This window comes from Pelosinus sp. UFO1 (genome assembly GCF_000725345.1).
Classification (GTDB): domain Bacteria; phylum Bacillota; class Negativicutes; order DSM-13327; family DSM-13327; genus Pelosinus.
This window is the reverse complement of the sequence record NZ_CP008852.1, coordinates 4,243,197-4,260,909: the sequence shown is the minus strand read 5'-3', so window position 1 is coordinate 4,260,909 and position 17,713 is coordinate 4,243,197. Positions and strand designations below refer to the sequence as shown.

Annotated in this window: 13 protein-coding genes; all 13 read left to right on the top strand. The window is 39.6% G+C overall.

Features of this window, described 5'->3' with window-relative positions; genetic code table 11:
- Positions 1–99 precede the first annotated feature (99 nt).
- On the top strand, positions 100–687 hold the full coding sequence (locus UFO1_RS20030) for a glycerol-3-phosphate responsive antiterminator (protein WP_038673695.1): 588 nt from the start codon (positions 100–102) through the stop codon (positions 685–687).
- 499 nt (positions 688–1,186) lie between these two features.
- Positions 1,187–1,921, top strand: coding sequence for an MIP/aquaporin family protein (locus UFO1_RS20025; RefSeq protein ID WP_038673693.1), 735 nt, complete (start codon positions 1,187–1,189; stop codon positions 1,919–1,921).
- Between the two features lie 92 nt (positions 1,922–2,013).
- A complete protein-coding gene (gene glpK / locus UFO1_RS20020) occupies positions 2,014–3,507 on the top strand; it encodes a glycerol kinase GlpK (protein ID WP_038673692.1) in 1,494 nt (497 codons plus the stop codon).
- Between the two features lie 266 nt (positions 3,508–3,773).
- Complete coding sequence (glpA, locus tag UFO1_RS20015; protein WP_038675489.1) at positions 3,774–5,390, top strand: anaerobic glycerol-3-phosphate dehydrogenase subunit GlpA; 1,617 nt, start codon at positions 3,774–3,776, stop codon at positions 5,388–5,390.
- A complete protein-coding gene (glpB, locus tag UFO1_RS20010; protein WP_236639257.1) occupies positions 5,374–6,624 on the top strand; it encodes an anaerobic glycerol-3-phosphate dehydrogenase subunit GlpB in 1,251 nt (416 codons plus the stop codon). Before glpA ends, glpB begins: the two co-directional genes overlap by 17 nt.
- Positions 6,625–6,638: 14 nt before the next feature.
- A complete protein-coding gene (locus UFO1_RS20005; protein WP_038673689.1) occupies positions 6,639–7,835 on the top strand; it encodes an anaerobic glycerol-3-phosphate dehydrogenase subunit C in 1,197 nt (398 codons plus the stop codon).
- A gap of 166 nt (positions 7,836–8,001) precedes the next feature.
- Positions 8,002–9,921, top strand: a complete 1,920-nt coding sequence (gene phnD / locus UFO1_RS20000) for a phosphate/phosphite/phosphonate ABC transporter substrate-binding protein (protein WP_038673687.1) — start codon at positions 8,002–8,004, stop codon at positions 9,919–9,921.
- A gap of 32 nt (positions 9,922–9,953) precedes the next feature.
- A complete protein-coding gene (gene pyk, locus UFO1_RS19995) occupies positions 9,954–11,708 on the top strand; it encodes a pyruvate kinase (protein WP_038673685.1) in 1,755 nt (584 codons plus the stop codon).
- Between the two features lie 146 nt (positions 11,709–11,854).
- A complete protein-coding gene (locus tag UFO1_RS19990; RefSeq protein WP_038673683.1) occupies positions 11,855–12,913 on the top strand; it encodes a sugar-binding domain-containing protein in 1,059 nt (352 codons plus the stop codon).
- Positions 12,914–12,982: 69 nt separating this feature from the next.
- Positions 12,983–13,996: a type I glyceraldehyde-3-phosphate dehydrogenase gene (gene gap, locus UFO1_RS19985; RefSeq protein WP_038673682.1), complete on the top strand. Its 1,014-nt coding sequence runs from the start codon at positions 12,983–12,985 to the stop codon at positions 13,994–13,996.
- Between the two features lie 62 nt (positions 13,997–14,058).
- The gene (gene pgk, locus UFO1_RS19980) at positions 14,059–15,246 is read left to right on the top strand and encodes a phosphoglycerate kinase (RefSeq protein ID WP_038673680.1); all 1,188 of its coding nucleotides are present in this window, start codon (positions 14,059–14,061) and stop codon (positions 15,244–15,246) included.
- Between the two features lie 166 nt (positions 15,247–15,412).
- Entirely contained in the window at positions 15,413–16,162 is a 750-nt protein-coding gene (gene tpiA / locus UFO1_RS19975; protein WP_038673679.1) for a triose-phosphate isomerase, read from the top strand.
- A gap of 11 nt (positions 16,163–16,173) precedes the next feature.
- Positions 16,174–17,712 carry a 2,3-bisphosphoglycerate-independent phosphoglycerate mutase gene (gene gpmI, locus UFO1_RS19970; RefSeq protein ID WP_038673678.1) on the top strand — a complete coding sequence of 513 codons (1,539 nt, stop codon included), beginning with the start codon at positions 16,174–16,176 and terminating at the stop codon, positions 17,710–17,712.
- The last annotated feature ends 1 nt before the right edge of the window (position 17,713 follow it).

Genomic DNA, 17,713 nt, shown 5'->3' with positions numbered 1-17,713 from the left:
CTCGGAATATATGCAAGAGGTGTAAATGGGAGTCTCTTCTTATTTATGATTTAGTATGAAATATTTGCTAAAGGAATAAGGAATTGAGGTGAGTAAGTAGTGAATTTAGACGTTCTTGAATATCTGGCAAATGGTCCTGTCATTCCGGCTGCTCGGTCCATGGAAGATTTTAAAGTTGCGCTAAGTCATACGGTTTCTCCGAGCATAGTGTTACTATTTGGTGATATTAATATTCTCCCATCCTTAATAACCCAGGCAAAGAAGCATAAAAAACATATTGTGCTGCATTTGGATTTATTTAATGGTATTGCTAAGGATAAAGCAGGTATTAAATATTTGGCACGCTCAGGCATTCATGCTATTATTACAACGAAACCTCACTTGTGCAGGTTCGCCCGAGAAGAAGGTATGATTGTTGTACAGAGATTATTTCTAATGGACTCCGCCTCGCTATGTACGGGACTCCATTTAGTGCATAATTTTAAGCCGGATGCGATAGAAATATTGCCTGGTTCCGTACCTGAAAGCGTAGTGCAAGAACTAGTAGAGCAAACAGGTTTACCCATTTTAGCAGGTGGCTTAATTCGTACAAAAGAAGATGTGGACCATGCCATCAAGAGTGGGATCTCAGCAGTCAGTACCAGTCGTTCTGACTTATGGGACGATATTATGATTAGTAAAATATAGTTGCAACTTTTCGGAATTTAGGATAATATTATTGATTGTATTAGCTATTTTTGTAATCTACTAAAAAAATATTATAAATTCAGTATATTGTGGCAGGAGATCTTATTACGATGTAGAAATATAGCAATATAGACAGAAGGAATCCTATAGATAGTTAGTTAGAATGAAGATTTAAAGAATATAAAAAAATAATTTAAATTTTCAGTATATTTGCAGGATTTTCAAATATGATGTAGAAGTAATAAATATACAGAGTACAAATTGCTTTTGTTGGGAAACCTAAAATGAATAACTTTGGGCTAGAGATAAAGAGAAGTCCGTTTATTCCTCTTGATATGTATATATGGGGGCGTGAATGGAGTTCTCTTTTTTGTCTAAATATTTAATGGAAAAGGGTGGTGGTTTTTGAAATAAAAGGAAAAACTTGAAATGTAAGGATCGGGGAGTTTAGTGAGACGTAGAAAAAACTCTAACGTACATTTAAGGAGGAATTGGACTTATGACAAATTTATTTGGTGAATTTTTTGGTACTATGATTCTTTTAACTTTTGGTTGTGGTGTTGTTGCTAACGTTCTTTTAAAAGATTCTAAGGGTAACGGTGGCGGTTGGATCGTTATCACCGCAGGTTGGGCATTTGCTGTATTACTTGGTGTTTTCGGTGCTGTTGCTACAGGTGCTCCTCAAGCTGATTTAAATCCAGCTGTTACTTTCTTTAAAATGTTGTTGGGTGTATATACTCTTCCACAAGCTATTGCTACTATGTGTGCTGAAATGGCTGGTGGTATTGCAGGTGGTGCTCTTTGCTGGTTATTATACTTACCTCACTGGGAAGTTACTGAAGATAAAGGTTTGAAACTTGCTGTTTTTGCTACAGGTCCTGCCATTCGTAATACTTTTGCTAACTTGCTTTGCGAAATTATTGCAACTGCCTTCTTGTTAATTGGTATCTTTACTATCTTTAGTAAAGGTGTAACTGGTACTGCTGGTTTTGGCGTAGGCGTTGGTCCTTACATGGTTGCAATGTTGATTTGGGCTCTTGGTTTATGCTTAGGCGGTCCTACTGGCTATGCTTTGAACCCGGCTCGTGACCTTGGTCCTCGTATTGCTCATGCAATTCTTCCTATCGCAGGCAAAGGCGATTCCGATTGGGGTTATTCTTGGATTCCTGTAGTTGGTCCAATGGTTGGTGCTGGTCTTGCTTTCGTAGTATGTAAAGCTGCTGGTATTGTTTAATAAGTAAATAGACATTCTTTAAAATCGTTGTTTTAGGTCTCAGAGAAAAGAGAATTAAAATAAACCTAAAATTAGAAGGAGTGACTTTTGAAATGACTAAAAAATATGTAATGGCCCTTGATGCAGGTACAACTAGTAACAGAGCGATTATTTTTGATCAAGATTCTAATATTATCGCGGTAGCACAAAAAGAATTTACACAAATATTTCCTAAAGCTGGTTGGGTTGAGCATGATGCGGACGAAATTTGGAGCACGCAACATGATGTAATGCAACAAGTTTTACAAAAAGCGGGATTAAGTGCAACTGATATTTCTGCAATTGGTATCACGAACCAAAGAGAAACTGCAGTTGTTTGGGATAAAACTACTGGTAGACCTGTCTACAACGCAATCGTTTGGCAATCTCGTCAAACAATGGATATTTGCAATGACTTAAAAGCAAAAGGTTTAGAAGGCGAATTCCAACAAAAAACTGGTTTAGTTGTTGATGCTTACTTCTCAGGTACTAAAGTAAAATGGATTTTAGACAATGTAGAAGGCGCTCGTGCTAAAGCAGAAAAATGCGAATTGTTGTTTGGTACTATCGATACATGGCTAATTTGGAAGTTGACTGGTGGAAAAGTTCATGTTACTGATTACTCCAATGCTTCCCGTACATTAATGTACAACATTCGCGAATTGAAATGGGATGAAAAACTTCTTGAGTATTTAACTGTACCTGCTTGCGTTCTTCCTGAAGTTAAATCTTCAAGTGAAGTATATGGTCAAACAGATGTTGCTATATTTGGTGCTGCTGTGCCTATTTCTGGTGCTGCTGGTGACCAACAAGCTGCTTTATTTGGTCAAACTTGCTTCCAACCTGGTATGGCGAAAAACACTTACGGAACTGGCTGCTTCATGTTAATGAACACAGGCAGTAAAGTGTATGAGTCTAAAAATGGCTTGTTAACTACAATTGCTTGGGGCCTTAATGGCAAAGTGGATTATGCTTTAGAAGGCAGTATCTTCGTTGCAGGTTCAGCTGTTCAATGGTTGCGTGATGGTTTACGCTTATTAGAAGCTGCTCCTGATTCTGAATACATTGCTAAAAAAGTAAAAGACGCTGATGGTGTATATGTAGTACCTGCTTTTGTTGGTCTTGGTGCTCCATACTGGGATATGAAAGCTCGCGGTGCGATCCTCGGATTGACTCGTGGAACTAGTAAGTCTCATGTTGTTCGCGCAACTTTAGATTCCATGGCATACCAAACAAAAGATGTTTTAAGTGCAATGGAAGCGGATTCAAGCATTAAATTACAAGCTTTGAAAGTAGATGGCGGTGCTGTTGCTAACAACTTGTTAATGCAATTCCAAGCAGATATTTTAGGCGTTCCAGTTGATCGTCCTAAAGTTACTGAAACAACTGCTCTTGGTGCAGCTTACCTTGCAGGTTTGGCTGTTGGCGTATGGAAAACAAAAGAAGAACTTGTTAGCACTTGGCAGCTAGATAATCGCTTTGAGCCTTCTATGGATGCTGCAGAAAGCGAAAAATTATACAAAGGTTGGCAAAAAGCGGTTAAACGCGCTATGAACTGGGAAGACTAATTCTAGTATTAATTTAATAATGTAAAGGGCTGAGATATGAGATCCCTTTGTGTTCGTCAAACGGATACAAAGGGATCCCCTTTGCTTGTATCGACTAATAAGGTAACAACTTATGTTACTTATTAGAAATAAATGTTCAATTTGACTATAAATTCGAAAAAAATCGATTATTTATGGCAAGAAGGAATTGGTTTACAAGGCGGAGAAAGCCAAAGATGCAGGGAAACGCCCTGTTTCATTTATTTATTTTACGAAGGGGTATTGAGATGCAAAAGGCGACAGTTGTTGTAATTGGTGGCGGTGCCACAGGAGTTGGAATTCTGCGCGATTTGTGCATGCGGGGAGTCGATGCGATTCTTATTGAGCAGCAAGATCTAGCGTATGGTACTAGCTCTCGTTATCATGGACTCTTGCATAGCGGCGGACGTTATGCAGTAAAAGATGCTGAGGCAGGTAAAGAATGTATTGAAGAAAATACAATTTTACGTAAAATCGGTAGACATTGTGTAGAGCAAACAGAAGGTTTTTTTGCTCGAACTCACTTGGATGATGAGGATTTCGAAGGGAAATGGGTAGAAGCTTGTGCTAAGGTTGGTATTCCGACGATTCCTATTTCTGTAGAAGAAGCACGTCGTCTAGAACCAAATTTGAGTGCTAAAATAAAATCTGTATATCGTGTACCTGATGCTGCCATTGATGGTTTTCGTATGGTTTGGCAAAACGTGGCATCTGCTCGTAAGTACGGCGGAAGGGTCATGACCTATACTACTGTTGTTGGTATTGAACATAGCAACAATCAAGTAGTAGGTATGAAAGTCAGGAATACGTTAACAGGCGAAATCAGTAATATTGCTTGTGATTTTATCGTTAGTGCTGCTGGTTCTTGGGCTGGAGAAATTGCTGCTTTGGCAGGGATTACAGTCAATGTACAACCAGATAGAGGTACGTTGATTGCATTTAATCATCGTATTGCAAGTCGTATTATCAATCGTTTGCGTCCCGCATCGGATGGAGATATTTTTGTTCCCCATGGTTCCATTACTATTTTAGGTACTACTTCTGCATCTGTAAATAAACCAGATGATACGATTCCTAATGCAAAAGAAGTAGTAGAATTGTTAAATATCGGGGAAGCTTTATTCGAAGATTTAAGAAGTTACCGTATGCTTAGAGCATTTGCAGGCACGAGACCACTTTATAGCGCGGATCCTAATGCAAAAGGCCGTGGTGCATCCCGTGGTTTTGTCACTCTAGATCATGCTCATGATGGACTTAAGGGTTTTGTCAGCGTAGTTGGCGGTAAGTTTACTACCTATCGCTTAATGGCGGAAAAAGTAACAGATTTAGTATGTAATTATCTGAATGTAAAAACGCCTTGTCGTACGGCGCTAGAGGATCTTGTTGATGACGCATCTCCAGCACTTATGGCAAAAGCACGCTTATATTTCCCTGCTTATGGAGCGGAGCTTGCAGCTTCTCGTTTAGGTTCAGAAGGTTTGGAAAAAGTAATTGATCGTATGCAGGCAAAACCTGAAAAACGTCAGTTATTATGTGAATGTGAAAATGTAACTATGGCTGAGGTGGAAGAGGCAGCAGCCGATAGTACCAGCTTTATGATTAGTGATGTTCGCCGTAAGACCCGTATGGGTATGGGAACTTGCCAAGGTGCTTTTTGTACTTTCCGTAGTGTTGGTGCAGTAGATGCCAATGGATTATCATGGGGCAAAGATACCAATGTATTATTTAAAGAATTTCTACAAGGTCGCTGGAAGGGGATTCGTCCTATTTTATGGGGAAATGTTATGCGTGAAATGGAACTGACCCGAGGAATCTATGAAGGAACTTTAAACATAAATGGAGCGATTGATGATGAGGGAAAATGATATCATAGTAATAGGCGGCGGGTTAGCAGGTCTGACAGCGGCAGCTGTAGCGGCGAAACGCGGTAAAAAGGTAATGGTATTGTCCTTAGGGGCAGGTACTTTGACAATTGGCGGCGGTATTGTTGATGTAATTGGATATTTGGAAGGTAATAAACCAGTAGCTACGCCAAGTGCAGGCTTACTGCAATTACCAGCGGAACATCCATACAAAAAAATTGGCCGTCCTGCCATTGAAGATGCAATCAAATTCTTTAAAGAAATCTGCGAAGAAGAGGGATATCCTTATATGGGGAACCTTGATACCATGCAATGGGTACCAACGGCAGCTGGTACAATCAAACCTACCTGTTTGATTCCAAAAACCATGAATACAGAAGAACTTCAAAAAGCAAACAAGGTAATTGTATTGGGATTTGAATCACTTAAAGATTTTTACCCACAATTAATCACTAAAAACTTTAAGAAGATTTCTCGATTTAAAGATAAAGAGTATGAAACAGTTATGATTGATCCGAATTTGGCAGAGGGCCGTGATGTTACTGCTTTGGATGTAGCTCGTTGGCTTGATACAGAAGAAGGAATTTCCGAATGTATCACTAAAATGCGTAAAGTAATTCAGCCAGGCAGCGTAGTTATCATTCCACCAGTACTTGGGACACGTCCTAATTACCGCATCGCTGATCGATTGGAACAAGCTCTGCAATGTCATTTTATTGAAACGGCATCTGTGCCTCCTTCCATTACTGGTTTACGTCTTCGTACGATGATGGTTAGCTATTTGAAAAAAATCGGCGTTCGTATCGTGGAACAAGCGACAGTCGCTAAGTCCATTGTGGAAGCTGATAAATGTGTGGCTGTAGTAACGGAAGGTATTGATAGAGAACGTACCTATTATGCAAAATCATTTATTTTAGCAAATGGTGGTTTCTACGGTGGTGGCTTGCTTGCAGAACCAGGAAAAGTTATCGAACCTATTTTCAATTTGCCTGTAGAGGCTCCTGAAGACCATGAAATGTGGGCGAATTATTCTTTATTCTCCAATGAAGCACAGCCTTTTGCAAAACTTGGTTTAGAAGTTGACGAAAAAATGCGTCCTCTTGATGCCGATGGCAAAGTCATTTTAAATAACGTCTTTGTTGCTGGACGAAATCTGCGCGGTTACGATTACTCTTTTGAGAAATCAGGTAATGGTGTAGCAATTGCGTCGGGTTATCAAGCGGCTATGTCAGTGTAAGGGGAGAAAAAATAATGAAGAAACATCATAATAATCCAGATAGTTGTACAGCTTGTACAGTATGTATTGCTAATTGCCCAGTGACAGCTGCGACACGTAAATTTCGTGGCCCTAAAATGGTTGGCCCAACCTTAGAGAGAATGAGATTATCTCACGAGGATGTTGAACCTTCTTTAGAATATTGCTCTAATTGTAAGAATTGTGATATGTCATGTCCTTCTGGCGTTCCTATTTCTACTCTTAATATGTTAGCGAGAGCTAAATACTATAAAACTCGTAAACATAGCTTACGGGATTGGATTTTATCTCATGGCGAAAAAATGGCAAAGTTGAGTGCGGCCACACCTGGTATGGCTAACTTCGGCATGAAAATGAGTCGTGGCATTTTGAAACAGATTGGTATTTCTGAGAAAGCTCCGTTGCCACCTTATGCCCCTAAATCCTTTAGTAAGTTGTTTAAGGCGTTAAAACAAAAAAGTTATCCTGATAAAGTTGTTTTTTATCCTGGCTGTTTTATTAATTATAACGACCCTCAAGTAGGGATGGATTTTGTCGCTGTTATGCAAGCCAATAAATTTGAAGTGATTGTAGAAGATGGTCTTGTATGCTGTGGTTCACCTTTAGTCGTAAATGGTTTTTTAGATGAGGCAGAAGAAAATGCTAAAACTAATATACAAATCCTTAAAAAATGGACGGATAAAGGCTACCCTGTTATTACTTGCTGCACAAGCTGTGGCTTAATGCTTAAGCAGGAGTATCAAGAATTATTCCATATTGAAGGTGTTCAAGAATATGCAAAACATTTGTATGATGCAGGTGAGTTCTTGCTAGATCTTCATGATCAAGGACGTTTAAATACGGATTTTGGTACTCTAAATGAAAAATACATGTATCACTCTCCTTGCCATTTGCGGGCGCAAGGCATGGGATTGCCAGGTTTAGATTTATTGGCTTTAATTCCAGGACTTGATGTGCAAGATGTGGATGGTGGTTGCTGTGGTATTTCCGGTAACTATGGCTTTAAAGCTGAAAAATATGATATTGCCATGAGTATTGGTTCGACTTTATTTGATAAGATTAAAGAGAGCCGTCTTGATACGGTTGTTTCTGAATGCGGAACATGCCGTCTACAAATTGGACACGGCGCTAATGTGAAAACATTGCATCCAATGACGTTAGTACGTAGAGCTTATGAGGCAAAACAAAAGTAGCTTGAAGAGTGGTTCATAGATTCCTCGTATATGCTAACGAGTGGTACTAATTGCCATGCAATAGCAAATAGCTGTTGGGAAAAATGAAGTTAGGTTCTACGTTAAGATTGTTATGTAATAAAAAATAAAGACAAACTTATAGCATTTTGGAATGGGGGAAAACCTTATGTTGCAAAAAAAAGTGGTTCTATTTCATTTGACAACAGTGTTGCTCATTGGTATATTAACATCATGGTTAGTAGAATATATTGGGAGCCTAGGAACGTTACTATTCGTTATAGTTATGGCAATTATTTCCACGATTGCCTTGTTCAGAACTTGGCCTAAGGCTGGAGACATAGAGAAAAGTCAGGCTCAATCTTCTGTAATAAGGGACGATTCCATAACTAAGGTAGATATGTATGGTATTGCTGAAGACTTATCTTTTATATCCCAACAATTAGCTTGGGTAACAGGACATAGTAACACAGCTCTCAAAAAACTCACGCAACAATCAAATAGTATTGCAGGCGAAAGTGAAACAACTGCTAGCAGTGCCCAAGAGGCTTCAGCTGGTGTAGAAGAAATTGCTTCGAATGCAGCTGTTGTAGCGAATGCCTCGCAGCAAGCTCTAGAGCAATGCCAACATTCTTCTCAACTGGTACTGAAAAATCAGCAACAGATTACCCAGGCTAGCAATACCATGCTAGAAGTAGCTCAGGTAGTGCAAACCTCTGTTAATGATATGGAAGAGCTTACTATCGCGTCCAAAAAAATTGGCGCTTTTGTTGGTAAAATTCAAGGAATTGCCAGCCAAACTAACTTACTCGCACTCAATGCAGCGATTGAAGCGGCTCGTGCTGGCGAGCAAGGACGAGGTTTTGCCGTAGTGGCAGAAGAAGTACGTAAATTGGCTAGTGAGAGTGAAGCCATTACCCGTGAAGTAGAGGAAACGGTAAAAGATGTTACAAATCGCACAAATTATGTTACTTCTCATATGCAGGGGAGCAAAGAGCAAATTCATGGGATTGAACAAATAGCAAGACAATCTGCAGACAGTATGCAGGAAGTTGTCGATAACGTTAACCAAATCGAAGATACTGTAGCAAAGTTATGCAATTTGTCAAGAGATCAACAGATGACTACAGAACAAATGGCCATGGCAGTAGAGAGTATTGGAACAGCTACTGTTGAAATTGCAGCGGGCACACAAGAAGCGTTACAAAGTATTGGTCAACAGGAAAAAGATATTGAAGAAGTTTATGTTTTAACAAAAAAAATGACAGCCGCTGTCGATAAAATACAAGAAGTTGCTAGCTTATTTAAAACAGGGAAAGAATTAGTATTTGGATTTAATCCTTTTACATCTCCACAAGTGATTAAGGAAAACTATACGCCGATATTAGAGGAGATTGCCAAGAAATTAGGATTTCAGTCAAGAGTTATTATCGTTTCTGATTATGATTCTTTAGGACGGTCCTTACTGAATGGTACAATTGATATAGGGTGGTTTTCGCCTTTTGCTTATGTTTCTGCAAAAGATAAAGGTGACATTAATCCACTGGTAACCACGGTAGTGAATCAAAATCCGTCCTATCATGGTTATATCATTGCTCGTAAAGATAAAGCGTTTCAATCAATAGATAGTTTACAGGGTAAGCGTTTTGCCTTTGTTGATAAACAGTCTGCTTCTGGCTATGTGTATCCTAAGGCTATGTTATTAGAACAAGGGAAAAATCCCGACAAGTTTTTTGCTGAAACAGTCTTCTTAGGCAGTCACAATCGGGTAATTGATGCAGTCTTAGAAGGCAGTGTCGATGCAGGTGCTACTTACTCAGAGGCAATGGATAGTGCCAAAGCAAATGGACTTGCAGTTCATAATTTGGTAATATTAAAACAAACGGAATCTATACCCAAAGATGTTATTGCTGGGCGACCTGGGCTTGATCAACAATTGTTGGCAAGTTTAAAACAGGTTTTTATAGAAAACACGGATAAGACATCAAAACACGCTTCATTAATGAAAAATACTGGATTAAATGGTTTTATTGAAGCCCAGGACCAAGTGTATGATGTCATTAGAAAAGCAGCCAAAGTATTAAAGTAAGAAAAAAGTAAAGTGAGAGTGAACGTAGTAATATGATCAAAAAGACGAAAATTGTTTGTACAATGGGACCAAGCACTGGTAAACCAGAAATCATGGAAAAATTAATTGAATCAGGTATGAATGTAGCACGTTTTAATTTTTCTCATGGTGATCATGCAGAACACGGTGTTCGTATTAACATGATGCGTACTGCGAGTGCAAAATTAAATAAACCAGTTGCATTGCTTCTAGACACTAAGGGCCCAGAAATGCGTCTTGGTAATTTTGTCGAAGGTAAAGTTACCATTGAACAAGGACAAAAATTCATTTTAACTTCTAGAGACGTGGAAGGGACCAAAGAAATTTGTTCCGTCAACCATAGATTCTTGCCTCAAGAAGTAGCACCAGGCAATCAAATTCTTTTGTCTGATGGATTAATCTGTCTTGCCGTTGACAAAGTAGAAGGCGATGACATTTATACAACTGTACTTAATACAGGTGTAATTGGCAACAGAAAACGTGTGGCAGCACCTGGCGTGTCTGTAAACTTACCTCCTTTGTCTGAACAAGATGTGAAGGATGTATTGTTTGCTGCTAAAGAAGGTATGGATTTTATTGCTGCATCTTTTATCCAAAGAGCTGCTGATGTATTGACAATTAGAAAATTATTGGAAGAAGTGAATTCTGATATCCATATCATTTCTAAAATTGAAAATGCAGAAGGCGTAAAAAACATTGATGAAATTATCAAAGTTTCCGACGGAATTATGGTAGCTCGTGGTGACCTTGGCGTAGAAATTCCTACCGAAGAAGTGCCTTTAGTACAAAAAATGATTATCGAGAAGTGTAATAAACTAGGAAAACCTGTTATTACAGCAACACAAATGTTAGAATCTATGATTAACAATCCTCGTCCAACTCGGGCAGAAGCAAGTGATGTTGCTAATGCTATTATGGACGGTACTGATGCGATCATGCTGAGTGGTGAAACGGCTAGTGGAGACTATCCAGTAGAAGCAGTTCAAATGATGGCAAAAATCGCAATTCGCACCGAACAAGCTTTACAATATAGCGAAATGTTACACAATAAAGGTGTTTTAACTCAACGTACTACGACAGAAGCAATCAGTCATGCGACGGTACAAGTAGCTCATGAATTAAGTGCTGCATCAATTATTACTGACACGCAAACTGGATATACTGCTCGTATGGTATCAAAATATCGTCCATTATCCCACATCGTGGCTGTTACTCCTAATGAAAGAACAGTTCGTAAAATGCAAGTTATGTGGGGCGTACAACCTGTTCTACGTGCTGCTGCAAAAAATAGTGATGAAATGGTTGAAAATGCAATTAATAGTGCAGTAACTTCAGGTATTGTAAGTGAAGGCGATTTAGTTGTCATTACAGCTGGCGTTCATGCAACTGGCACAGGAACTACGAATATGATTCGTGTACATGTTGTAGGTAATGTTTTGTTACGTGGCGTAGGGATTGGTCAATCAGCAGTAACTGGTAAAGTTTGTATAGCGCATTCTATGAAGGATGTAGAAAGTAAATTCAAACCAGGCGAAATTTTAGTAGTATCCAATGTAGACGAAGAAACAGCGAGATTTGCTGCTAAGGCATCTGCTATCATTGCGGAAGAAGGCGGATTGACTTCTCACGCTGCTATTGTTGGTATTAGTGCAGGAATTCCTGTTATTGTTGGTGTAGATGGAGCAACCGAACGTTTAACAGATGGCACTGTTATTACTGTGGATGCAGCTCGTGGACTTGTATATAGCGGTGAAATCAACGCAAGATAGTAGTTTGAATATTACTTACAATTATTTCTTATGAATTTTGGAAATAGAAGCAGGAGTTACCTGTTGTATGGCGAAGAATACTAATTAAGATAGTATAGCTTACGCTGTGTTATATTTTTTTAGCAAGATGGGACAAAATTTGCGCCATGGGGACGAAAAAAGTCCCAGAGGAAGAGTTAATGTGGAAAAAAACTGTCCAACTTCATCGAAAAATTGCTCCTGAGTTTATTGCTACCATTGAAGAAAGATATGATATTTTGCGGTCGATTCAACATGTCGAGCCTGTAGGGCGTAGGGCGTTAGCTGCTATCTTAGATAAAGGCGAGCGAGTTGTAAGAGCCCAAGTAGATTTTTTGAAAAATGCTGGTTTAGTAGATGTTTCTTCTATGGGGATGACAATCACCCGGGAAGGACAGCTCATGTTGAAGGATTTGTCGGAATATATAAAAGTTCTTCATGGACTTACCGTATTAGAAGATGAACTTTCGGAGAAATTAGGACTTAAGCAGGTTATTATCATTCCTGGTGATAGTGAGACTGATACAACGGTTCGCAGGGAGCTAGGTCGAGCTGCTGCTAGTGTTTTGGCCCAGTACTTAATTAAAGATGATATGATTGTTGCCGTCAGTGGTGGAACCATTATGGCCAATGTGGCAGAATCAATTCATTTTACACAACCGACAGTTACTGTTGTTCCAGCCCGGGGCGGACTTGGTGAAAAGGTGGAAAACCAGGCCAATACCATCGCTGCTGCGATGGCGAACAAACTAGGTGGTAAGTATCGCATGATCCACGTTCCAGAAGGTGTCAGTGAAGAAATGGTAGGTGCGATGCTGGCGAATAATAGTAATATTCTTACTGTGGCAGATATGATTAAGCGTGCTGATGTTCTGATACATGGTATCGGTCAAGCCAGAGAAATGGCTGTAAGACGAGGCTTTGATGAGGAATTTGTATCTAAATTAATTAGTAGTGGTGCAGTTGGTGAAGCTTTAGGTCATTATTGTACCCTAGAAGGCAAGAATATTTATATTACCAGTAGTGTGGGTTTACATTTGGATGATTTGGCAGATATCGGTGTAGTAGTAGCTGTAGCCGGAGGCCAAAAAAAGGCCGAGGCTATTGTAGCTGTTACTAGCGCAGGTGGAGAGGACGTACTGATTACAGACGAATCGGCTGCCAAAGCCATTCAGAGTATAATATAAGCTTTAATAGCATATCCATGAATGTTATTAGGCAAAAACAAACATATTATAATGGGGAGGTTTTTTAAAATGGCAGTAAAAGTAGCGATCAATGGTTTTGGACGTATTGGACGTCTTGCATTTCGGCAAATGTTCGGGGCAGAAGGATATGATGTTGTTGCAATCAATGACTTAACTAGCCCTAAAATGCTTGCACACTTATTGAAGTATGATTCAGCTCAAGGTACTTACGCTTTAGCTAGTAAAGTATCTTTTGGTGAAGATTCTATCACTGTTGACGGCAAAGAAATTAAAATCTACAAATCAGCAAAAGCAGAAGAACTACCTTGGGGCGAAATTGGTGTAGATGTTGTTCTTGAATGTACAGGTTTCTATACTTCCAAAGAAAAAGCTTCTGCACATATCAAAGCAGGCGCTAAAAAAGTTGTTATCTCTGCTCCAGCTGGAACGGATCTTCCTACAGTTGTTTATAATGTAAATCACGATATATTAAAAGCTAGTGATACAGTTATTTCAGCAGCTTCTTGCACAACAAACTGCTTAGCTCCTATGGCTCAAGCGCTTCACAAATTGGCTGCTATTAAAAGCGGTATTATGACAACAATTCACGCTTATACTGGCGATCAAATGACTCTTGACGGCCCTCAAAGAAATGGTGATTTGAGAAGATCCCGTGCTGCAGCAGTTAATATCGTTCCTAACTCTACTGGTGCTGCTAAAGCAATCGGTTTAGTTATCCCTGAATTAAACGGTAAATTGATCGGTTCCGCACAACGCGTTCCTACACCAACTGGTTCTAGCACGATTTTAATCGCAGTTGTTGAAGGTTCTGTTACAAAAGATCAAGTTAATGCAGCTATGAAAGCAGCAGCTGATGAATCTTTCGGCTACACTGAAGAAGAATTGGTATCCAGCGACATCGTTGGTATCAGATATGGTTCCTTATTCGATGCTACACAAACAATGGTAGCTCCTATGGATAATGGAATGACACAAGTCCAAGTTGTTTCTTGGTACGACAATGAAAATAGCTACACAAGCCAAATGGTTCGTACAATTAAGTATTTTTCAGAACTTGCATAGTTTTTAAGGATTTTACGGCCCGGCCTCTTTGGGCCGGGCAATATTTTTAAGGAGAAAGAAAAATGTTGAATAAAAAGTCTATTAGAGACATCGATGTTGCCGGCAAGAAAGTTTTTATTCGCGTTGACTATAATGTTCCTATGGATAAAGCAGGTAATATTACCGAGGATACTCGTATTCGCGCTACATTGCCAACGCTTAACTATTTGCTAGAAAAGAATGCTGCTATCATCATTGCCAGCCATTTAGGACGTCCTAAAGGGGCAGTTGTGCCTGAGTTCTCTTTAGCACCGGTAGCAGAAAGACTTTCTACCTTAATTGGAAAAGAAGTAATCGTTGCTCCTGATTGTGTTGGTTCTGAAGTAGAAGCTCTTGCCAAAGATCTGAAACCAGGACAAATTTTATTGCTAGAAAATCTTCGCTATCATAAAGCAGAAGAAAAGAACGATCCAGAATTTTCTCGCCAATTAGCAAGTTTAGCAGATGTAGCAGTGAATGATGCATTTGGTGTATCTCACCGAGCACATGCTTCCGTAGAAGGAATTACTCAGTACTTACCAGCTGTAGCTGGCCTCTTAATGGAGAAAGAAATTCAGTTTGTTGGTCAGACAGTAGCCAATCCAACCCATCCATTTGTAGCAATCATTGGTGGTGCAAAAGTTTCTGATAAAATTGGCGTAATTGAAAATCTACTTAGCAAAGTAGATACACTAATTATTGGTGGCGGTATGGCGAATACCTTCCTTGCAGCCCAAGGTTATAATATTGGGAAATCTTTGCTGGAAGCTGATAAAGTAGATTTAGCAAAAAGTCTAATTACTACAGCTAAAGAACGTGGTGTAAACTTACTATTACCTACGGATGTTGTGATTGCTGATAAATTTGCTGCTGATGCAGAGAAAAAAGCAGTAGCCGTAGATCAAATTGACAGTGAATGGATGGCTCTTGATATTGGACCTAACACTGCTGAAGGTTATGCCAAGGCTTTAGAAACAGCAAAAACGGTAGTTTGGAATGGACCTATGGGTGTGTTTGAAATGGATGCTTTTGCAAATGGTACAGAAACTGTAGCTAAGGCCGTAGCTGCATCCAGCGCCATTAGTATTGTTGGTGGCGGGGATTCCATTGCAGCCTTAGAAAAAGTGGGTTTATCGAATAAAATCACTCACATTTCCACTGGTGGCGGTGCATCTTTAGAATTCTTAGAAGGCAAAGTACTGCCAGGTATTGCAGCGTTAGCTGATAAGTAAGCTGTAGCCTAAAAAATGTTTGAACCACAGAGGACACAGAGAGCGCAGAGGGGAGAATGTGATGAGGTTAGGAGATTTAAAAAATCTTCTCAGTGTCCTCTGCGTCTCTGTGGTTCAACGGTTCTATGTTTTCAACTCAAAAGTAGTATAAATGGAGGAATTTACAATGCGTAAACCAATTATTGCAGGTAACTGGAAGTTACATAATACAGGAAGCCAAGGTGTGGCTTTAGTACAAGAATTAGCAAAATTAACTGCTGATGCAAAAAATGTAGACATCGTAGTATGTCCTACTTTTACAGCTTTAACAGCTGTAGCAAATGCATTAGCTGGTACTAACATTCATCTTGGCGCACAAAACTTACATTGGGAAAAGAAAGGTGCTTTTACTGGTGAAGTCACTGCTGAAATGCTTCGCGATGTATGTTGCGAGTATGTATTGGTTGGACATTCCGAGCGCCGTCAATATTTCGCTGAAACAGATGAAACAGTAAACAAAAAAGTTAAGGCTGCTCTAGAAGCAAACCTTGTTCCTATTATGTGTGTAGGCGAATCCTTAGAAGAAAGAGAAGCAGGTACTACAGAAGTGCTTGTTGGTAAACAAGTACGTGCAGGTCTTGAAGGTTTGACAAAAGACCAAGTTGCTTCTTTAGTAATTGCTTATGAGCCAATTTGGGCAATTGGTACAGGCCGTACTGCTACTGCTGATCAAGCCAATGATGTTTGCGCTTTTGTTCGTCGTACTGTGGCTGAAGTTTTTGGCCAAGAAACGGCTGATAAAACTCGTGTACAATACGGCGGTAGTGTAAAAGCAGATAATATTGCTGAATTAATGGGTAAAAGCGACATTGATGGCGCATTAGTAGGTGGCGCAAGTCTTGACGCTGTTGGTTTTAGCAAAATCGTTAAATTTTAGGAGGCGATTTGGTGGGTAAATTAAAGGCACCGATTGCACTTGTAATTTTAGATGGATGGGGCATGGGAGACGAAAAAGATTTGTACAATGCAATTTGTCAATCTGAAACACCTCACATGAAACTACTATCTGAATTATATCCGAGTACAACATTAACTTGTTCCGGTGAAGCTGTTGGATTACCAGAAGGTCAAATGGGTAATTCGGAAGTAGGACATTTAAATATTGGTGCTGGGCGTGTTGTATATCAGGAATTGACGCGTATTACCAAAGAAATACGGGAAGGTGATTTTTTCACAAATCCAGTTTTGGTTAATGCCGTTGAACAAGCAAAAACCAAGGATAGTGCTCTTCATTTAATGGGTCTTGTGTCTGATGGAGGCGTACATAGTCACATCAACCACTTATACGCTTTATTAGAACTTGCAAAACGCCATGATTTGAAAAAGGTATATGTCCATGCCTTCCTGGACGGTCGGGATGTGCCACCGTCTAGCGGTATTGAATATATCAAAGCCTTGGAAGAAAAAATCAAAGAAATTGGTATCGGCAGTATTGCGACAGTCGCAGGCCGATATTATGCCATGGATCGTGATAAACGTTGGGAACGCGTTGAAAAAGCATACAATGCTATGGTTTGCCGTGAGGGAGAAGAAGCAACTTCTGCTAGCGAAGCTGTGGAAGCCTCCTATAAACTTGGTAAAACCGATGAATTTGTAGCTCCAACGGTGATTGCAGGATGTGGTGATTGTGGTGTTAAGGCCAATGATAGTGTTATTTTCTTTAATTTCCGTCCTGACCGGGCGCGGGAATTGACTCGTGTCTTTGTTGATGAGAAGTTTGATGGTTTTGCTCGTTGCGGAGGATTGTTACCAATACACTTCGCAAGTATGACCCAGTACGATGAAACTGTGGTTGTGCCTGTGGCTTACAAACCTGAAGCCTTAAAGAATACATTGGGTCAAGTATTAGAAAATAATGGACTAACTCAGCTTAGGATTGCAGAAACGGAAAAATATGCTCACGTTACTTTCTTCTTCAATGGAGGAGACGAAAAGCCTTATCAAGGTGAAGAACGTATTTTAGTTGCTTCCCCCAAAGTAGCTACTTATGATTTGCAACCAGAAATGAGCGCTATTGAAGTAACAGATAAACTAGTTGAAGCAATCAAAACTGGTAAATTTGATGTTATTATCTTGAACTTTGCCAACAGTGATATGGTTGGTCATACTGGTAAACTAGATGCCGCTATGAAGGCTGTAACTACGGTTGACAATTGTGTAGGTCGTGTAGTCGATGCCATGCGTAACCAAGGAGGAATCACTCTTATTACTGCTGATCACGGTAATGCAGAGATGATGCTTGATCATGTTACGGGTGAACCATTTACGGCTCATACGACAAATGATGTTCCTTTGATTCTCGTATCAGAAAAACATCGCGGGTCTACCATGAAAAAAGGAATTTTGGCAGATCTTGCCCCAACAATTTTAGATTTAGCGGGAATTGACATTCCTGCTGAGATGACTGGTAAAAGCTTAATAAAATAAA

What these genes read in the sequence shown, in the direction of transcription:
- UFO1_RS20025 (WP_038673693.1), top strand. Translation starts at nt 1,187, where the DNA reads ATGACAAATTTATTTGGTGAATTTTTTGGTACTATGATTCTTTTAACT.
- glpK (WP_038673692.1), top strand. Translation starts at nt 2,014, where the DNA reads ATGACTAAAAAATATGTAATGGCCCTTGATGCAGGTACAACTAGTAAC.
- glpA (WP_038675489.1), top strand. Translation starts at nt 3,774, where the DNA reads ATGCAAAAGGCGACAGTTGTTGTAATTGGTGGCGGTGCCACAGGAGTT.
- glpB (WP_236639257.1), top strand. Translation starts at nt 5,374, where the DNA reads ATGATGAGGGAAAATGATATCATAGTAATAGGCGGCGGGTTAGCAGGT.
- UFO1_RS20005 (WP_038673689.1), top strand. Translation starts at nt 6,639, where the DNA reads ATGAAGAAACATCATAATAATCCAGATAGTTGTACAGCTTGTACAGTA.
- phnD (WP_038673687.1), top strand. Translation starts at nt 8,002, where the DNA reads ATGTTGCAAAAAAAAGTGGTTCTATTTCATTTGACAACAGTGTTGCTC.
- pyk (WP_038673685.1), top strand. Translation starts at nt 9,954, where the DNA reads ATGATCAAAAAGACGAAAATTGTTTGTACAATGGGACCAAGCACTGGT.
- UFO1_RS19990 (WP_038673683.1), top strand. Translation starts at nt 11,855, where the DNA reads ATGGGGACGAAAAAAGTCCCAGAGGAAGAGTTAATGTGGAAAAAAACT.
- gap (WP_038673682.1), top strand. Translation starts at nt 12,983, where the DNA reads ATGGCAGTAAAAGTAGCGATCAATGGTTTTGGACGTATTGGACGTCTT.
- pgk (WP_038673680.1), top strand. Translation starts at nt 14,059, where the DNA reads ATGTTGAATAAAAAGTCTATTAGAGACATCGATGTTGCCGGCAAGAAA.
- tpiA (WP_038673679.1), top strand. Translation starts at nt 15,413, where the DNA reads ATGCGTAAACCAATTATTGCAGGTAACTGGAAGTTACATAATACAGGA.